General features: G+C 67.2%; 12 protein-coding genes and 3 pseudogenes. 8 read left to right on the top strand and 7 right to left on the bottom strand.

Annotated features, from left to right (window positions below; translation table 11 throughout):
• Nucleotides 1-784 precede the first annotated feature (784 nt).
• The gene (locus ACIP79_RS38550) at nucleotides 785-949 is read right to left on the bottom strand and encodes a hypothetical protein (protein WP_401231603.1); all 165 of its coding nucleotides are present in this window, start codon (nucleotides 947-949) and stop codon (nucleotides 785-787) included.
• 212 nt (nucleotides 950-1,161) lie between these two features.
• Between ACIP79_RS38550 and ureA the strand changes: the two genes are divergently transcribed.
• The 5 genes from ureA (at nucleotide 1,162) to ACIP79_RS38525 (ending at nucleotide 6,327) form a co-directional block, all read left to right on the top strand.
• Nucleotides 1,162-1,902, top strand: a complete 741-nt coding sequence (gene ureA, locus ACIP79_RS38545; protein ID WP_401231600.1) for an urease subunit gamma — start codon at nucleotides 1,162-1,164, stop codon at nucleotides 1,900-1,902.
• The gene (gene ureC, locus ACIP79_RS38540; protein ID WP_401231597.1) at nucleotides 1,899-3,938 is read left to right on the top strand and encodes an urease subunit alpha; all 2,040 of its coding nucleotides are present in this window, start codon (nucleotides 1,899-1,901) and stop codon (nucleotides 3,936-3,938) included. Before ureA ends, ureC begins: the two co-directional genes overlap by 4 nt.
• Before the next feature lie 100 nt (nucleotides 3,939-4,038).
• A complete protein-coding gene (locus tag ACIP79_RS38535) occupies nucleotides 4,039-4,713 on the top strand; it encodes an urease accessory protein UreF (protein ID WP_401231595.1) in 675 nt (224 codons plus the stop codon).
• A gap of 25 nt (nucleotides 4,714-4,738) precedes the next feature.
• The gene (gene ureG, locus ACIP79_RS38530; protein ID WP_401231592.1) at nucleotides 4,739-5,434 is read left to right on the top strand and encodes an urease accessory protein UreG; all 696 of its coding nucleotides are present in this window, start codon (nucleotides 4,739-4,741) and stop codon (nucleotides 5,432-5,434) included.
• Nucleotides 5,435-5,628: 194 nt separating this feature from the next.
• On the top strand, nucleotides 5,629-6,327 hold the full coding sequence (locus ACIP79_RS38525; RefSeq protein WP_401231589.1) for an urease accessory protein UreD: 699 nt from the start codon (nucleotides 5,629-5,631) through the stop codon (nucleotides 6,325-6,327).
• A gap of 278 nt (nucleotides 6,328-6,605) precedes the next feature.
• Here ACIP79_RS38525 and ACIP79_RS38520 read toward each other — a convergent pair whose 3' ends face one another.
• The 3 genes from ACIP79_RS38520 to thpR all read right to left on the bottom strand — a co-directional run bounded on the left by ACIP79_RS38520 (nucleotide 6,606) and on the right by thpR (nucleotide 9,649).
• A complete protein-coding gene (locus ACIP79_RS38520; RefSeq protein WP_401231908.1) occupies nucleotides 6,606-7,136 on the bottom strand; it encodes an STAS domain-containing protein in 531 nt (176 codons plus the stop codon).
• 853 nt (nucleotides 7,137-7,989) lie between these two features.
• Nucleotides 7,990-8,334 (bottom strand): ANTAR domain-containing protein, encoded by a 345-nt coding sequence (locus ACIP79_RS38515; protein WP_401231587.1) that lies wholly within the window; start codon nucleotides 8,332-8,334, stop codon nucleotides 7,990-7,992.
• A 664-nt stretch (nucleotides 8,335-8,998) separates the two neighbouring features.
• A complete protein-coding gene (thpR, locus tag ACIP79_RS38510) occupies nucleotides 8,999-9,649 on the bottom strand; it encodes an RNA 2',3'-cyclic phosphodiesterase (RefSeq protein WP_401231584.1) in 651 nt (216 codons plus the stop codon).
• 1,782 nt (nucleotides 9,650-11,431) lie between these two features.
• On the opposite strand from thpR, the pseudogene ACIP79_RS38505 reads away from it, so the two are divergent.
• Nucleotides 11,432-11,659 (top strand): annotated as a pseudogene (locus ACIP79_RS38505) (IS5/IS1182 family transposase); the annotation flags it as partial.
• A 155-nt stretch (nucleotides 11,660-11,814) separates the two neighbouring features.
• On the opposite strand, the gene ACIP79_RS38500 reads toward ACIP79_RS38505, so the two are convergent.
• A complete protein-coding gene (locus ACIP79_RS38500; protein ID WP_401231581.1) occupies nucleotides 11,815-12,396 on the bottom strand; it encodes a YdeI family protein in 582 nt (193 codons plus the stop codon).
• Between the two features lie 916 nt (nucleotides 12,397-13,312).
• On the opposite strand from ACIP79_RS38500, the pseudogene ACIP79_RS38495 reads away from it, so the two are divergent.
• Nucleotides 13,313-14,319: pseudogene (locus ACIP79_RS38495) on the top strand (transposase).
• A 330-nt stretch (nucleotides 14,320-14,649) separates the two neighbouring features.
• A pseudogene (locus ACIP79_RS38490) lies at nucleotides 14,650-14,877 on the top strand (transposase); the annotation flags it as partial.
• Between the two features lie 66 nt (nucleotides 14,878-14,943).
• On the opposite strand, the gene ACIP79_RS38485 reads toward ACIP79_RS38490, so the two are convergent.
• Nucleotides 14,944-15,651 carry a hypothetical protein gene (locus tag ACIP79_RS38485; RefSeq protein ID WP_401231578.1) on the bottom strand — a complete coding sequence of 236 codons (708 nt, stop codon included), beginning with the start codon at nucleotides 15,649-15,651 and terminating at the stop codon, nucleotides 14,944-14,946.
• A gap of 289 nt (nucleotides 15,652-15,940) precedes the next feature.
• Nucleotides 15,941-16,275 (bottom strand): hypothetical protein (locus ACIP79_RS38480; RefSeq protein ID WP_401231575.1); only part of this gene is annotated, 335 nt, incomplete at its 5' end.

Here is a 16,275-nt window from a genome sequence, read left to right as displayed (position 1 = left end):
CACTGATCGTCAGCGCCTGTGGCGGTCAATCCGACGCAGTTCTCGGCGTCTTGCAGGGACAATGCGGAGCCGAACAGGTAAGCGGCCTCACCGACCAGAGTCACGCACCCGCTGCCGAGCCCCGCGCGACCTCTGCGTCACCTCTCCCATGGATCCCAGCAAGATCGTGCGGCAGCCGTCGACGTGCAAAAGCTCGACCGGCAGGTCGTTACAGACCACCAGTGAAGAGCTCGACACGCTGCACTTGACAGGGAACGGACGCGGTCGACGTACAGCTCGTGCGCGAGCTGCGCGCCGCAGCCGCCGAGCAGGAGCCCGCACCAGAACGTGTCGTGGCCGTGCACGCGGCGGAGGGCGTCCAGTTGGATGGCCTCGGTCGGCAGGACGACGGGCACGTCCGAGGGCTCGTCCCGATCACCGCCGTCTGCACCAGCCGTGTGTCCCGCACGCCGACGCCCCCAACCGCCCGCCATCCACGATAGGTTCGCAGCAGGCACGGCGGACAGGGCGCGAACCGGGCCGGGTCGTGCGGCCAACTCCACAGGAGCGGCCCTATTTCCGGCCGTGATCAATGGCAGTGGCCGGAAGGGGTGCATGGTGGTGGTGCGGTCTTCCTGACGGCCCCGGACGGAGACCGCTCGAGCCCCGTTGCGTCGCCGTGTACGGTGCCCGCCGCTCCTCCCAGCTCCCCACGGGGGCTATGCGGCTGTCAGCTCGCAGGCTTGAGCCGTTCCCCGGGCTTGACCGGCACGATCTCGATGTCGCGGCACTTCTCCGCGGTCAGTCACGTCCTCCGGTCGTCGGCGCTGGCCTTGTCGTACGAGACGCCGGCTGCGCGCGGCACGCCGTCGGAGTCGGTCCAGCGGATGGACGCCGTCGGGATACTTCCGTCATGGCCGTCGCCCAGCGACTCGGACCAGCCAGCGATTGCGGGCCGGCCAACGGTCATGTGGCGTAGCAGGCGCCGTTGCCCGTACTACTCGATGGGGGGTGTGACGGTGGAGGCTCGCTGATCAAGTTACATCCGAAAGCATGAATGGACGTACTGCTTCCGTTTCTATTCCTGCCTGGGTCGTTGACCGCATAAGTGGCGTCCGCACCGGGTTCTCCTTGGGCGATTTGCCGGGCACGTCACGCCGAACCACAGGAAGGAGAACCCGCATGCATCTGACGCCCCATGAGCAGGAGCGGCTCATGATCCGTGTCGCGGCGGATCTGGCCGGACGGCGACTCAGGCGCCAGCCTGATCTCGCACTGAACTACCCGGAGGTCATGGCGCTGTTGGCGGCCTATGTGCTGGAGGAGGCCCGCCACGACACGAAGACGGTCGCCGAGCTCATGGATACCAAGCTGAGCGATGTGGCGAAGTCGCTCAAGATCCCCAGCAAGACCCGCGGCGTCGACTTGACGGACCTCGAGGTCATGGACGGCGTGCGGGAGATGATCCGCGACGTGCAGGTCGAAGCGACGTTCAAGGACGGCACGAAGCTGGTGACCATCCCGGACCCGCTCGGCAAGGCGGACCCTGACGCGGAGGTCTACCCGGGCAAGTACGAACTCCTCGCGGACGACGGTCAGCACGCGGTGACGTTCAACGCGGACGATCACGCCGACTCCCTGGGGGAGGGGCCGCTGTGGGCGAAGAACACCGCGAAGCGGCCTATCCAGGTCGGCTCCCACTTCCACCTGGGCGACGTCAATGCGTGCCTCAAGTTCTTCAAGGACGAGGAGTGCACCGACCCGGCCGACGTGAAGGGGAAGCGGCTGCACATTGCGGCCGGTACCTCGGAGCGGATCGAGCCCGAGCACGTGTGCAGAGTGTGGGTGGTGCCCATCAAGGGAGCCCAGTTGGTCAAGGGCCTTCGAGTCAAGGATTCGAGTGAGTGGACGGTGGCTCCATGAGTGGCAGCTCCGGTCAGACGAGTGGTGTGGTGAAGTCGACACCGCGCGAGCTCAGCTTCACCGTGCGCCCTCCGGTGCCGCTGTGGCGGCAGGACTACGCGACGCTGTACGGCCCGACGAAGGGCGACCGGGTCAGACTCGCCGACACGAATCTCATCGTCGAGATCGAAGAGGACTGGTGCGGGGGACCGGGCCGTAGCGGCAACGAGATGCTTTTCGGCGGCGGCAAGGTCATCCGGGAGTCGATGGGCCAGTCGCATTTCCCCAGGAGCGACAAGACACACAATCCAGTGGACACAGTGATCACCGGTGCGCTGATCATCGACTACTGGGGTGTGGTGAAGGCCGACGTCGGCCTTCGAGACGGCGAGATCAAGGCGATCGGGCAGGCTTACAACCCGGAAACGATGACACCGAAGCCCTATGCGGCCGAGGAGAACCGGGGCGGGCGTGCCTCGCACTTCGTGGTGGGGCCGGAAACCGAGGTGATCTCCGGCAACGGGCGGGTCCTGACCGCGGGCGGCATCGACACCCACGTGCACTTCATCGGCCCCGGGCAGATCCACGAGGCACTCGCTTCGGGAGTGACCACGCTCATCGGCGGCGGCACCGGCCCCGCGGAAGGCAGCCGGGCCACCACCGTGACGCCTGGCGAGTGGCACCTCCGGCGGACGTTCGAGGCCCTGGACGCCTACCCGGTCAACATCGGCCTGTTCGGCAAGGGCGGCACGATCTCCCACGAGGCGCTGGAGGCCCAGATCAAGGCCGGCGCCATCGGCCTCAAGGTCCACGAGGACTGGGGAGCCACCCCCGCGGCCATCGACAAGGCGCTGGAGATCTGTGACACCTACCACGCCCAAGTCGCCCTGCACGCCGACTCGATGAACGAGTCCGGGTTCGTCGAGGACACCTTCAACGCCACCAAGGACCCCGCCACCGACAAGCCCCGAGGCATTCACGTCTTCCACGTCGAAGGCGCCGGCGGCGGCCACGCACCGGACATCATGAAGCTGGTCGGCAAGGGCTACGAAAGTGTCCTGCCCGCGTCGACCAACCCGACCCGGCCCCTGACGGTCAACACGGTCGCCGAGCACATGTACATGATGGTTATCTGCCATCACCTCAACCTTGAGGTCCCCGCGGACAAGTCATACGCCGACTCGCGTATCCGGCCCTCCACCATGGCCGCCGAGGACTGGCTGCACGACACCGGTGCCATCTCGATGATGTCCTCCGACTCGCAGGCCATGGGGCGTATCGGCGAGATGATCATGCGGACCTGGCAGACCGCGCACGTCATGAAGAAGCGCCGCGGCCACCTGCCGGAGGACACCGACAGGCATGACAATTACCGCATCAGGCGCTACATCGCCAAGTACACGATCAACCCGGCCATCGCCCATGGCATCGATGAGCATGTCGGATCCGTCGAGACAACCGGGCCCCTCGGTACGTCCAAGGTCGCGGATCTGGTGCTGTGGGAGCCGAAGTTCTTCGGCGTCAAGCCGCACATGATCATCAAGGGCGGACAGATCGCCTACGCGCAGGTCGGCGACGCCAACGCGTCGATCCCAACACCGCAGCCGTACCTGCCCCGCCCGGTGTGGGGGGCGTGCGGCCGGGCCCCGGGAGGTAACTCCTTCAATTTCGTGGTGCCCGAGGCGGTCGGCATCAAGGCGAAGTACAACCTGACCAAGGGGGTGAAAAAGACTAAATCCACTCGTGACGTGACCAAGCGGAGCATGGAGCTCAACGGTGAGTCGCCGGAGATCGAGATCGGCCCCGAGACATTCCAGGTCACCATCGGCGAGGGCGAGGGCACGGGCACGGGTACAGAGCCCGGCACAGGAGAACCGGGAGCGAACAGGGGCACGACCACTGATGCCCGCACTGTGCTGAAGAAGGCCGTTGCGGACGGTGACGACGACGGTGGCGAGCCCGACGACAAGCTGATGTTCGACAAGGAACATCCGCAGAGAGATCCGGAGCTCTACGAGACCGAACTGCCCATGGCGCAGCGGTACTTCCTCTTCTGAGCGCGACGTCGGTCCGGCGGCCCCCCGCCACCGGACCGTCGGCTCGGGAAGTATCCCTTTTCCTGAGCTCCGGACCTGTGAAAGGCAAGCCACCGTTCCCATGAGCCATGCCGCTCTGCTCGTCCTGGCCGACGGCCGTTTCCCCGCCGGTGGGCACGCCCACTCCGGCGGTGTGGAGGCCGCGGTCGCCTCGCACGGTGTCCACGACGCCGCGAGCCTGGAGGCGTTCTGCCGGGGCCGCCTGCACACCGCCGGGCTGACCGCGGCCGGACTTGCCGCCGCAGCCGCCACCGGTTACGACCCGATGGAGCTGGATGAGGCCGCCGACGCCCGCACCCCCGTACCGGCACTGCGCCACGTCGCCCGCAAGCTCGGCCGGCAGATGCTGCGCGCGGCCCGGGCCGCCTGGCCCTGCCCCGAGCTCGACCAGATCGCCCACCGCCTGCCGCAGGGCGCCCACCAGCCCGTGGTCCTGGGCGTCACCGCCCGCGCCGCCGGCCTGACTCCGCTCGACGCCGCCCAGTGCGCCGCCTACGAGAGCATCGGCGGCCCTGCGACGGCGGCGGTGCGGCTGCTGAGCCTCAACCCGTTCGACGCGACCGCCCTCCTCGCCCGGCTCGCCCGCGAACTCGACGACGTCGCCCACGCCGCCGCCGAAGCGGCAACACGGCTCGCCACCGACGGTGTCGCAGGTTTGCCCGCCGCCTCGTCACCGCTCCTTGACATCACCGGCGAACAGCACGCCGCCTGGTCCATGCGGCTCTTCGCCTCCTGACCCCCCACACCGTTCGGAGAACGCCATGCACCTCGACCTCGACACGATGCTGCCCCACCACCACACGCCCAGCGCCGACGCACAGCGCCCCGACAGAAGCCGCCGCGCCCTGCGCATCGGCCTCGGCGGGCCCGTCGGATCCGGCAAGACCGCCACCGTCGCCGCACTGTGCCGCGCCCTACGCGACCGGCTGTCCATCGCGGTCGTCACCAACGACATCTACACCCGCGAGGACGCCGAGTTCCTGCTCCGCGAAGCCGTGCTGCCGCCGGAGCGCATCACCGCCGTCGAGACCGGCGCCTGCCCGCACACCGCGATCCGCGACGACATCTCCGCCAACCTCGAAGCCGTCGAACAGCTGGAGGAGGCGCTGCTCCCGCTGGATCTGATCCTCATCGAGTCCGGCGGCGACAACCTCACCGCCACCTTCTCCAAGGGCCTCATCGACCACCAGGTGTTCGTCATCGACGTCTCCAGCGGTGACGACATCCCCCGCAAGGGCGGCCCCGGCATCACCACCGCCGACCTCCTCGTCATCAACAAGACCGACCTCGCCCCCTATGTCGGCGCGGACCTGGACACCATGGCCGCCGACGCCAGCCGGCAGCGCGGAAGCCTCCCCGTCGTCTTCACCAGCCTCGCCTCGGACGACGGCATCCAGCCCGTAACCGCCTGGGTCAACGGATGCCTCACCGCCTGGCGCACCGAGGTCGCCGTATGACAGCCACCGCACCACACCCGAGCCCGCCGCCCACCACAGCACCGCGCGCCCCAGATGGCGAGGCGGACAGCGGTCAGACAGGCGAAAAGCGCGGGGCCGGACAAGTGCACCCAACGGACCCCGAACATTCCGGGGTCCGGGCCACCGCCGTCATCAGGGCCGCCCGCGACGGCTCCACCACGACCGTGCCGCTCATGCGTAACAGCGGCCCCTTCCACCTGCACCAGACGCAACCCCACAACGGGTGGGCCCGGGTCAGCGTGATCAGCTCCATGTGCGCGCCGCTCGGCGGGGACCGGCTCGCCCTCGACATCACCGCCGAGGAACACGCCAGGCTGGAGGTGACCACGCCGACCGCCACCATCGCGCTGCCCGGCGCCACCACGACACCCGCCACCTACGACGTCCGCCTCACCGTCGCCGACCACGCCATGTTGACCTGGCTGCCCCAGCCCCTGATCAGCGCCTCGGGCAGCACGCTCCACCAGACCTGCACGGTCCACCTCGCGACCGCCGCCGCCCTCCTGCTGCGCGAGGAGCAACTCCTCGGCCGCACGGCCGAACCCCCGGGCCACCTCACCACCCGCCTCACCGTGTACCGCGGCGGCCGCCCCGTCCTGGACCAGCACACCGCCTACGGCGGGACGTCACCGGCCTGGGACGGCCCCGCCGTGCTGGGCGGACACCGCGCCGCCGGCCAGCTCCTGGTCGTGGACCCCCACCTCTCCACCGACCAGCCCACACTTCTCATCGGCGACGACCCCGAGAAGGGCCACGCCGTTCTCACCCCGCTCGCCCAGCACCCCGCCTACCTGGCCACCGCCACCGCCACCACCCTCCACCAGGTGAGCAAGCTCCTCAACACCGCGCTCGAACACATCCGGAACATGTAGTCGCGACCAGCATGAGGCGCGGGTCCGACATCCGACGGACCACGCAAGGGGGCCACTCGCAGGGCGGGATGGCGCTGGGAGAGGAACTCGGCAGGTTCCGGGGTGAACGCTTCACTTTCCGAAGAACAGTGCAGAGCAATAGCGGAGATCGTCGAAGCGGTGCGGCAGGGCAGGTGCTTGGCGCACGAGCGTTCCGGCCGCTGCGGTCTCTGAGGTGCGGGCCTGGCTGTGGGCGGGGTTCTCGGTCTTCGCGGGAGGAGACCGAGGACATCACTGCATCACCGCGGCGGCCGGAGCGGTGATGCTGACTGTGCTGGGGCGTTCTGCTGCTTGGAGCCGGCATCCCGGACAGTGGCGAAGGTTTCGAAGAGCTTGCCGACTCCAGCGGCTTTGAAGACGTGCAGGTGCCAGGGCCGGACACAGACCAGTGCCAGATGGCCGCCTCGTTCCAGAGTTCTGCGGTGTGCCCGGCACAGGAGACCCAAGAGGGCGCAGTCGAAAAATTCCACCGGCCGCAGGTCGATGATCACCTGGGCGCCGTGCGGGGCGGTGGCTGCGTAGGTATGGGCCTGGATTTCACCCACGTTACTCAGGTCGATGATGCCGCTCAGCTCGGTCACGGTGATGTTGTCGACGAGGTAGCTGCGCGCGTGCCGGCTCGCAGCCGGTAGCTCTTGCGGTGCCGGACGGTGTTGCGCTGGGGCTGGGGTCGCATCCTGTATGTCGATGCCGGTTCCTGGCGTGAGACCCCCAGGGAGCCGGGGGTTCGCGATCGTCGGACCGTCACCGAGGTCTGGGGCAACGTCCAACAATCATAGGAATGCAGAAGATGCAGAAACGTCCACGCATTTGCTGCTCCACCCGTACGGGTGGCGTTCGCTCCGTGGTGTGGGCGAACGGACGGTGCGTCGAGTACCACGCCTGGCCGAGGCAGCAGTGGCCATCCGGCTCGGACGCCTGTCAAGAGGAGGTTTCCCGCCCCGCGTAAGAACATCGTCTTCAGCTCATGGCGGTGTGTCACCTCCTGGCGCCCGCCCGGCGCACGACGGCGGCCTTCCCGGCCACGTATCCGCGTATGAGAACAACCACTCCTGGCTTCCGATCACTGCGGCCTTCTTCTACGCTGAAGGAAGGTTGCATGGGCTACGGTCCGCGCCGCAGGCTCCGAGTCCCCGAGCCTGGACCAACTGCGAGCCGGCTGGAGCCGCGCCGCCGACAGCGCAGCTCCAGCCTTGGCTCTCCGGGCGCGCCCAGCGAGGCAACTCCCGCTGCCTCGCACCGCCGGGAGAGCTCCTCACGCGAGGTCCGATCCGGGGGAACTTCGGTCCCTCGCGCTCTCCGGCCGCCGCCGTATCCGCGCGGCGGCCGGACACCCTCCAGCCTCCCACCGCAGGCGCGCCCTGTCCGCACATCCAAGGGGGCGCATTCACCTGCCGCGCCTCACTACCCCAGTCCTGCGATACCCGCGGTCCGCGGCGGCGCTGGATTCAGTGGCGGTGGCACGCCAGTGTCGGCGGAGTTCTGGTGGCCGACGGAAGATCGGCCTTGGAGTGAGGGCCCGGCCTTGGGAAGCCGGGTCTCGGAGACTGCACAGCCGCCTCGGGGGAGGGATATCGAGGGCGCGCTACCTCGTCAACGACCAGCACCCCGGCAGACTCGAGCTCATTCCTGCCTGTGGGGGTGCTGCACGTGTGCGAGCTGCTGATCCAGTTCTTTGCTGATGTCGGTAGGCAGCTGTCCGGTCCGGGCCCACTGGACGATGAGTTCCGAGACGGTCCGCAGTTTGGTGTTGGTGCGCTGCGAGGTCTTGCGCAGGACGTCCCAGCCCTGCTCCGGTGTCAGCCGTCCCAGAACGATCACGACGCCGATGGCCTGGTCCACCACGGCATGCGAGCGCACCGCCTGCTGGAGCTGCGCATTCTCGTCCTGTAGTTCTTTCCGCTGCGCTGCATGTTCCTCTCCTGCATCCTCAGCAGCGGGTGTCGATGTGCGGGTCTTGACGCTCACCTTCACCTCCGACGTGCTTGCACCCCGGGCCCCGGCGGGCCCGTCCTCCGGGCTTTCTCTACCCGATACCTGACCGGATGCGCGGAGCGCCGGTCCGAGACGAGGATCACGGCTACCGGATGTGGTTTGCCGGACGCGCCGGACGTCGGTGAGGGCGCATGGCCGGTAGCACGGGCGACATTGACGGCCAGGGATGCCCCCACCGCGGCCACGGAGCGAACATCACGTAGAGCCCGTAGCCCCACAGCATGGCCGTGGACTGGGCTCTCAGGCGGCGAGGGGCGTCCTGGGCGAAGGATCGCCACCAGAGCGCGAAGACCGTCAGGATTCCTCCCAGCGCGATGGTCAGGACGGAGCCAGCCACTCAGTACGACGGGGTCGGGTGCGGATTGGTGACAGCACCCGTGAAACTCCACGCGCCGACCCCCCCCGGGCCGCACGAGAGAAGGAGATCACGGCGTAAGGGCGCAGCATGGCCCTCTCTCGTTGAACAGGGGCCGTCTTCAAACGAATCTTGCCCAGAGCGCAAGTCGACGGCGGCCGTCGTACGCGGCTGGTTGCCCGAGGCGTGCATCTGTAGCCAGAGGAGCAAGTGCTGGACCGCCTCCTGACCAGGCGGGGTGACCGTCTGAGCGGGTTCAAGGCGCGTGAGGTCGAGTGGGCATTAATCCGGGCCCGAACCGTCCTGGTTTTCACGCTCTGCAGCCCGCAGCGGTTTCCGGTCGGGATGCCTCGGCCCTGTGAGGAGGATCCATGCGTCGATGTCCTGATAGCGCCGCGGGCCCGAGTGCCCTCTTAGTGTGCTGCCGACCAGGTGGAGGTGTTCGGTCTGCCAAGGGCGTCCGGCGAAGCCGTTGAGGCAGGCGGCCGCCGCCGTTACGGACGCGTTGTCGCGGCGGCGAGCGCGGGCCAGCGTGAGGTGGGGACGGAGCGGATGCTCGGCGAAGGCGACGTCGCAGTCTCTGACCCGTGCCTGTACTGCTTCGGCCAGCTCGTGCAGTTGGTCGAGATCGCCCTCGATGCCGGTCCACAACACTCGTTCGTCGAAGTGTCCGCCATCTACCAGTGCCAGTTCGAGAGAGGGGCGGGTGGACGCCAGGTCGGCGAGTGGTGAACGAAGCCGCTGGACGGCCGGTACCGGCAGCTCGCCGAGAAACGCCAGGGTGATGTGCCAGTCCTCGATGCGATTCCAGCGCAGGTGGGGGTGGGCGGCGTAGGCCGGGCTCAGCGCCCGCGCCAGCTCGTTCTTCGCGTGGTCGGGCGGCGCGAGGGCGATGAACGCGTGCTGGCTGGCGGTTCGGATCGGTTCGGTCACGGATGCCTTCTTACTCCATGCGTTCGCCCGTTCTACTCGCAGGCCAAGGCCGCGAAACTTGCCGACGGCACCGGGCCTGGGACCGGCTCGTCACCTGCTGGCGCATCCGCAAGCACCGCCTCGTCGACTTCTGCACCGGGTATGGCGATTGCGCCAAGATGTTCCGGCCCAGGGGCTTCCGGGCCTTGGACCACGAGTCCTGTCGATGGGGATGCACGGCTCGTGCGCTGTCGACAGTAAGGCCGCCGTCCGCGTGATCCGAGGACTGGAACGCGAGCTCGGCGCTGGCGGCTGCACTAGGCCAAATCTGAACAACCCACACCTCAAGGGGATCCTCATGCGGCTCCTCAGGAGGGAACGGATCAAGAGCCAGCAAAGTCTCAACATGATCTCGCCCCCGGCACAGCAAACGCAGGTGATAACGTCCAGGCCACAGCGGGATTTCGCCGTAGCAGACGCCACCCAAGTCGACCCCCGCGAGGCGATCTGCCATCGGAGAATGGAAAGCCCGTTCATAATCCCAAGAGCCTGATGGCTGGGGAGCGGGCCCGTCCCACACCTCCAAACGCACCAAGGGGTAAAAATCATTGTCGCTGGAGATAAGGCTCCAGCCTTCCCCGGGGATCTGAACAGTGTCGTCCTCCGCCGGCGTTTGTTCGAAGAGGATGGGGCCGATCCGGATGGTCCTGTAGTACACGCGCGGGCGGACATCAACAGCGTTGATCAGAATGGGCACTTACTCTCCTCACCATCGAGCGAGCAGGGACCGTCAGGCTAGCCCCGACTTGAACTCGCAGCCCCTCACCTCACCTCGCAACGACCACAAACGGGCGCTCGCCCTGGCTTCATGCGCGTACCGCCGGAAGATCACGTTTCAGGAACTCTGTTCGATCCACACGTTCCAAGATCGGTTGAGATACGACTTCTAACCTCAACCAGCCCCAGTTACACCGTTGATTGGACAGTCCCGATCGCGGCCAGACGGCGAGGTGACTCCCCACGGTTCGAGCTGGTCCTGGACTAGGGACGGGTGGCGTCGGGAGCCGCGACAAAGCTTGCCGGCATAGGGGGCAAAACAGGCCTGGGGGTTGACCTCGGATACACCGCACTGGGTTACTTCGGCGGTGCAGGAAGCAGCGGCCACCGTCATCCTCGGAGTGATAGTGCTGGTGGTGGCATTTGCCCTGCTCTACTGGCGCCTCAAGCGTGAAAAGAAGTAACGAGACGCTCTGACTGAGTACGAGGTTCACCGGCTTTCGCTTGAGTTCGGTCAGCAGGCTGCGCGCGATGAGTCGGCGGACCACGAACGCGGTGACGCTCGCCGTACGCGGCCGGGTTCGGTATGCCGAGTGCTTCGGCGATCCGGTCTGCGACGCCGCTTCCCGCGATTGACCGACGACAGCGGGGCCGGACAGGATCACCCTGCCCGGCCCCGCTGCTCATCGGCTGAGTCGGATGCACTTAAATTGGCGGCGGCCTGGAGGCCCTGACGCCCGTGGCCTCGGCAGACCGAGGCGGATGCAGCAGGTCTCCTGACCGCTCATCGACGGCGAAGCCCACGAGCGCCGTCCAGTCCTCGGGCTCGATACCGCGCAGACGTACCCGCTTCCCAGTCCAGAACGAAGTCATCCCCTATACGATCACGCCGCAATATGCGATGCGCAGGTCCTCCTGACTCTGGCCTGAAGTGCCTTGTCATACCAGTGGAGCCAGATCAACTTCGTACGTTATGGAGCCGCGAGACGCTGGTGTGCTGGTGCCCAGAGAAATGCTTACAAACACCCCATCCCAGCCGCCCTCGCCTACCCGGGCGGCGGACCCTTGGTTGACCACCGACATCAGGTGCAAGCCCCCCTCGAGGAGCTCGCCCTCACCGAGAAGACCCTGCCCCGGGCTCTGGCCGCGGCACGGGTACCGATGGAACGAGGCGACGCAGGCCTGGAGTCCTGGCGGATCTTCCGCAGATCCCGATGCAGTGCCAACCGAACAACGTCAATCGCCCAAGCCATCCGGCGAAGCCCCGCACGGGCCCGGGGCCGTTGGTCTCGGCCTCGCGGACCTAGTCGGCGAGGAGATGCCCTCGCCGGCCGCGGACCAGGCCGGTGAAGACGCGGGCCAGCTCGCAGGCGGTGGCGATGCCCGGACAGGCGATGCGTACCGGTTAATCATGATGGCCACTCGGACCTCGCCATCGTCGCCACCATCCGCTCCAGGCGGGCCAGCCGGGTCTTCTCGGTGCGGGCGGTGACCAGGCGGAGGTGCAGGGCGAACTGGTCGGACTTGCCGAGTGTCTCGTAGAACGCCCGCGCGGCCGGGTTCGCGTCGAGCGCCTCGACGAGATCCGGCGGTGCGGTGGCGTTCTTCTGCGAGGGGTATGCCGCCTCCCAGCGGCCGTCCGCCCGCGCCGCCTCGGCCTCGGCGAGGCCGCGGGGGCGCATCCGGCCTGCCGCGATCAGGGTCTCGGCCTTGCCGACGTTCACCTGCGACCAGGGCGAGCGGGGGCGGCGTGGTGTCGTGCGCTGCAGGAAGTACGTGTCGTCGAAGCCGCGCCGCAGACCGTCGATCCAGCCGAAGCAGAGCACCGTGTCGACCATCTCTTCCCAGGTGAGCGACGGGATGCCGGTATGCTTCTTGGCAATCTTCACCCAGAGCGCGGTCCGCTCCCCGTGATGCTCGTCGAGCCACGCCTCCAGCTCGGCCGGGCTCGCGGGGACAAGGATCTCGACGCCGTCCTCGTAGTTATGCATAAACCGCAGGCTAGAGCCCATTTAGGACACGTTCTGACCTACTCAAGCGACCCGTGATGGTACTATCTGAATCTTCAAGGAGCGTCATCATAGACCGTGATCTTGTGGGTGGACCAGCTGCGGGAAGGCTGCGGCCACCGCCGCCTCACCGGCGAGGCAACCGTCTCCTGGCGCAACCCGACACCACCGGACCAAAGCCGCATCCAGGGATGAAACAACGGGAGAAAACGACCTCTTAGCTTGTTCTTTATCTACCGTCCGCGGCGTAGGGCGGGGAGGGAAGGTTCCAGACGGCGTCTGACCGGCTGACGATCTTTCGAAGTTCGCGGGCGCTTCGTGGCGATACAGCCTGCATCACGATGTCGAGGAGAGCTCGGGCTTCGAGAGGGGCGCCGCAGCAGTACCAGTGCACGTTGCCCCACTCGTAGTCGTGCCACAGAGCACGCTCAGGCTGGTGGACGTAGCCCTTCCACAGGCGCAGAGCCGTGCTGACGTCGCCCGGCTGTAGATAGTTTCGGGTGCGCTCGAGTTCGATGATCTCGGACAGCGCACGCGAAGACAGGCCGTCGATGACCGGCCGTGCACCCGTTGTCCGGTGGCTGCCAGCGGCGCCGGCACGGATCCGTCCTGGCCGCCTACGCGGCATGGACCTTTCGGTTCGTCGTCATGCCGTACATGGTGCCACGGTCTCGAATGGCATCTCGAACGGATTCGCTCACCTGGGTATTCGCCGGACGGGGGAGCGGCCTTCGCCTGATTCTGTGCTCCGACCAAGGTGCACGTGACCACGACGAAGGCCGTGAGGGTGAGTCTGCTGCCTGATGATGTCCGGAGGGAAGCGTTCGCGGAGGCATCACGCTTCCGGGGCGAGTTCTACGCATGCCTGACCGCTCGGCGCGACGAATTGTTCGAGTTGATGGGCGCGGTGCTGTGTGCGGACGGTGCGGTGAAGTCCCCGGTGGATTTGACGCTGTTGCCCGAGCATCTTCGTGGGCACGGAGCGATGTACGGCGGCTTGAACCACGGCTGGATCGACGTCGACCAGTTGCGGTCGGTGCTGGCCGGGCTGTCGCTGCCGCGTTTCGACGGCGGGCGCCTGGTCCTGGCGGTCGATGTGTCGCCGTGGCTTCGCTCGGACGCGCCGTGCTCGGCGGAGCGGCTGTTCTGCCACGTCTATGGTCGCGCGAAGACGGCGTCGCAGTTCATTCCGGGCTGGCCCTACTCCTTCGTGGCCGTGCTGGAGCCGGGTGCCACGTCCCCTGGACCGCGATCCTGGACGCGGTGCGGCTTGGCCCCGCGGACGACGCGACCGCGATCGCCGCAGCCCAGCTGAGGGGTGTCGTCGAACGACTCATCGCCGCCGGCCAGTGGCAGACAGGGGACCCGCATATCGTGATCGTCAGCGACGCTGGCTACGACGTCACCCGCCTGGCCTGGGTCCTCCGCGACCTGCCGGTCGAGCTGGTCGGCCGGGTCCGCTCCGACCGCGTGATGCGTCTGCCGAAACCACCGAGGATGCACGGCGTCAACGGCCGGCCGCCCAAGCACGGCCCGGAATTCCGCTTCGCCAAGCCGGAGACCTGGCCCGAGCCGACGATCACCACGGTCACGGACACCGACAACTACGGCAAGGCCGAGACCCAGGCATGGGACCGGGTCCACCCCCCCCGGCTCACCCACCGCTCCTCCTGGCTCGACCATGACGGTGAACTGCCTGTGGTAGAGGGGACGTTGATCCGATTGAAGGTCGAGCATCTGTCGAAGGACCGGGATGCCCCGCCGGTGTGGTTATGGTCCTCCAAGACGGGCGCCACCCCGGACGACGTGGACCGCTTCTGGCAGGCATTTCTCCGCCGCTTCGATCTGGAGCACACCTTCCGCTTCGCGAAGCAGACCCTAGGCTGGACCCCCGAAACTCCGTAGTCCCGAGGCGGCGGACCGCTGGACCTGGATCCTGATCGTCGCTCACACCCAGCTCCGGCTTGCCCGGCCCTCGCCAAGGACCTCCGCCGACCCTGGGATAAGCCAGCTGCCTCCGGCCGGCTCACCCCCGCGCGGGTCCGGCGAGGGTTCAGAAACATCCGCGCTCACCTGGCCTGTCCGACCCGTGTTCGCAAACCTCGAGGCGCCGGCCCCGGACGGCCACCCGGCGTCAAGAACAAACACCGGGCACCCTGCTACGACGTCGGCAAGACCGTCAAACGCCCCGAGACCCTCCAGGTCATCGGCAAGCCCGGAAGATCTTGGTAGATAAAGAAGAAGCTTAGGAAGCGCGGCATCAAGCCGCTGATCGCCCGGCGCGGCGTGGCCCATGACTCTGCACTGGGCAAGGTGCGTTGGGCGGTCGAGCGCACCTTCGCCTGGCTTCACCAGTTCAAACGACTCCGCACTCGCTACGTACGGCGCGCCGATCTCCATCAGGGCCTGCTCGAACTGGCCTGCAGCCTCATATGCCTCCGCTGCCTCCGAACCTCATTTTGAAACGATCAGTTACTCCACGAGGGCAGGCGGCTCCTGCACCGTATGGTCCTGAACTGTAGGGGCTGGTCAGTGCAGGCGTTCGCCGCACTCTGCCGGGAACAGGGCGGCGCCGGGCGGTAGTTCGCCCGGGTGTCGTCCCGTCACCTGCGAGCATGCTTGAGAAGAGCCGTCTGTGGGTGGGTATTTGAGGGCAGCGTCGTCCAGTACGGCTGTCTCACCGCCGTCGTGCAGTTCCACCGCATGCACGCCGCCCGGGAAACAGCCGGGCAGAGCCCCGGAGGCTGCTGTGTCGTTGCTGTCGGCGACGCACTCTCGGATTTCGAAACACCAGTGCTTGGTCGTATGGGCAAGCAGTGCCTTGCTCTGCTTGCCCAGTTCAACGAGGAAGGCTGCGGGAGCTCGCGGCTGGTGGGCGATGGCGCAGCAGATCGGGACTGCTGGGCCGTAGGACGTTGTCATCCGTGTGTACTCGTCGTGGGGATAGGACGACGGGGCCTCATCGACCAGCTCCAACGCGGCGTTCCGCGCCGCTGGGTGACCGTGCTGAGTGATGTCCAGGAGCAGAGGGGCCGCGACCGCGGCCGCCGGGAATACCGCAGCACTGTGGCCATGGACGATTCCGCCGCTGTCGAGCAGCGGGCTTGCCTCGGCCGCCTCCACCGGATTCGCCGCATCCGCCTGCGAGCGCAGACTGCGGGAGGCACGAGCCGGTTCATACCAGTCGGGATGGCCCGGTATGGCACCCCAGTCCACTGCGTCGATCGCGTCCGACACGACAGCATCCCCGCACCTGGCTGCTGCGCACCCTCAGGACTCGACGATGCCTTGTGAATCATTTTGTTAACAGTTCCAGGGCTCCTCGTCTGTCGAGGGTTTCTTGTTCAGCCGTGCGGGTCCGTGTCGTGGGGTGGGGGGGCTGTGTGGTGTCGGGGTGGGTTGCTGTGTGTGGGGGGTTGGGGGCTTGCGTTGGGTGTTGGGGGTGGGGCCTGGGTGTGGTGGGGGGCGCCGGGTGCCGGGTTGATGGTGTCGTGTCGCCTGGCGGGTGGGTGTGGCGGGTGGGGGGTTAGTTGGTGGGGGTGGTGATGGTGGCGTGGAAGGTGGGGGTGTTGTTTTGGTGGGCGGTGATGTGGGTGGTGCGGGTGTGGGGTTGGCGGGTGTCGTTGCGGTTGGTGTCGTTGTCGGGTCGGGTGTTGTTGCTTCCGTTGTTGTGGCTGTTGTTGTGGTTGTTGTTGTGCCCAGCGTCGTTCCTGTTGCTGTGGCCGGTGTCGCTGGTGCTGCCAGTGCTGGGGTGTGTGTTTGGGGTGGTGGTGGTGGTGATGGTGGTGGGGGTGTGGAGTTCGGTGTATTGGGTGAAGTGGGTGGTGATGGTGGTGGGGAGGGTGTGGTGGTGGTGGGTGG

This window comes from Streptomyces sp. NPDC088747 (assembly GCF_044751025.1).
In the GTDB taxonomy this organism is placed as follows: Bacteria; Actinomycetota; Actinomycetes; order Streptomycetales; family Streptomycetaceae; genus Streptomyces.
This window is presented reverse-complemented; position numbering and strand designations above follow the sequence as displayed.

Excerpts from the sequence above, each read along its gene's own strand:
- ACIP79_RS38550 (WP_401231603.1), bottom strand. The coding sequence starts at position 949 with ATGACCGTTGGCCGGCCCGCAATCGCTGGCTGGTCCGAGTCGCTGGGC.
- ureA (WP_401231600.1), top strand. The coding sequence starts at position 1,162 with ATGCATCTGACGCCCCATGAGCAGGAGCGGCTCATGATCCGTGTCGCG.
- ureC (WP_401231597.1), top strand. The coding sequence starts at position 1,899 with ATGAGTGGCAGCTCCGGTCAGACGAGTGGTGTGGTGAAGTCGACACCG.
- ACIP79_RS38535 (WP_401231595.1), top strand. The coding sequence starts at position 4,039 with ATGAGCCATGCCGCTCTGCTCGTCCTGGCCGACGGCCGTTTCCCCGCC.
- ureG (WP_401231592.1), top strand. The coding sequence starts at position 4,739 with ATGCACCTCGACCTCGACACGATGCTGCCCCACCACCACACGCCCAGC.
- ACIP79_RS38525 (WP_401231589.1), top strand. The coding sequence starts at position 5,629 with ATGCGTAACAGCGGCCCCTTCCACCTGCACCAGACGCAACCCCACAAC.
- ACIP79_RS38500 (WP_401231581.1), bottom strand. The coding sequence starts at position 12,396 with ATGCATAACTACGAGGACGGCGTCGAGATCCTTGTCCCCGCGAGCCCG.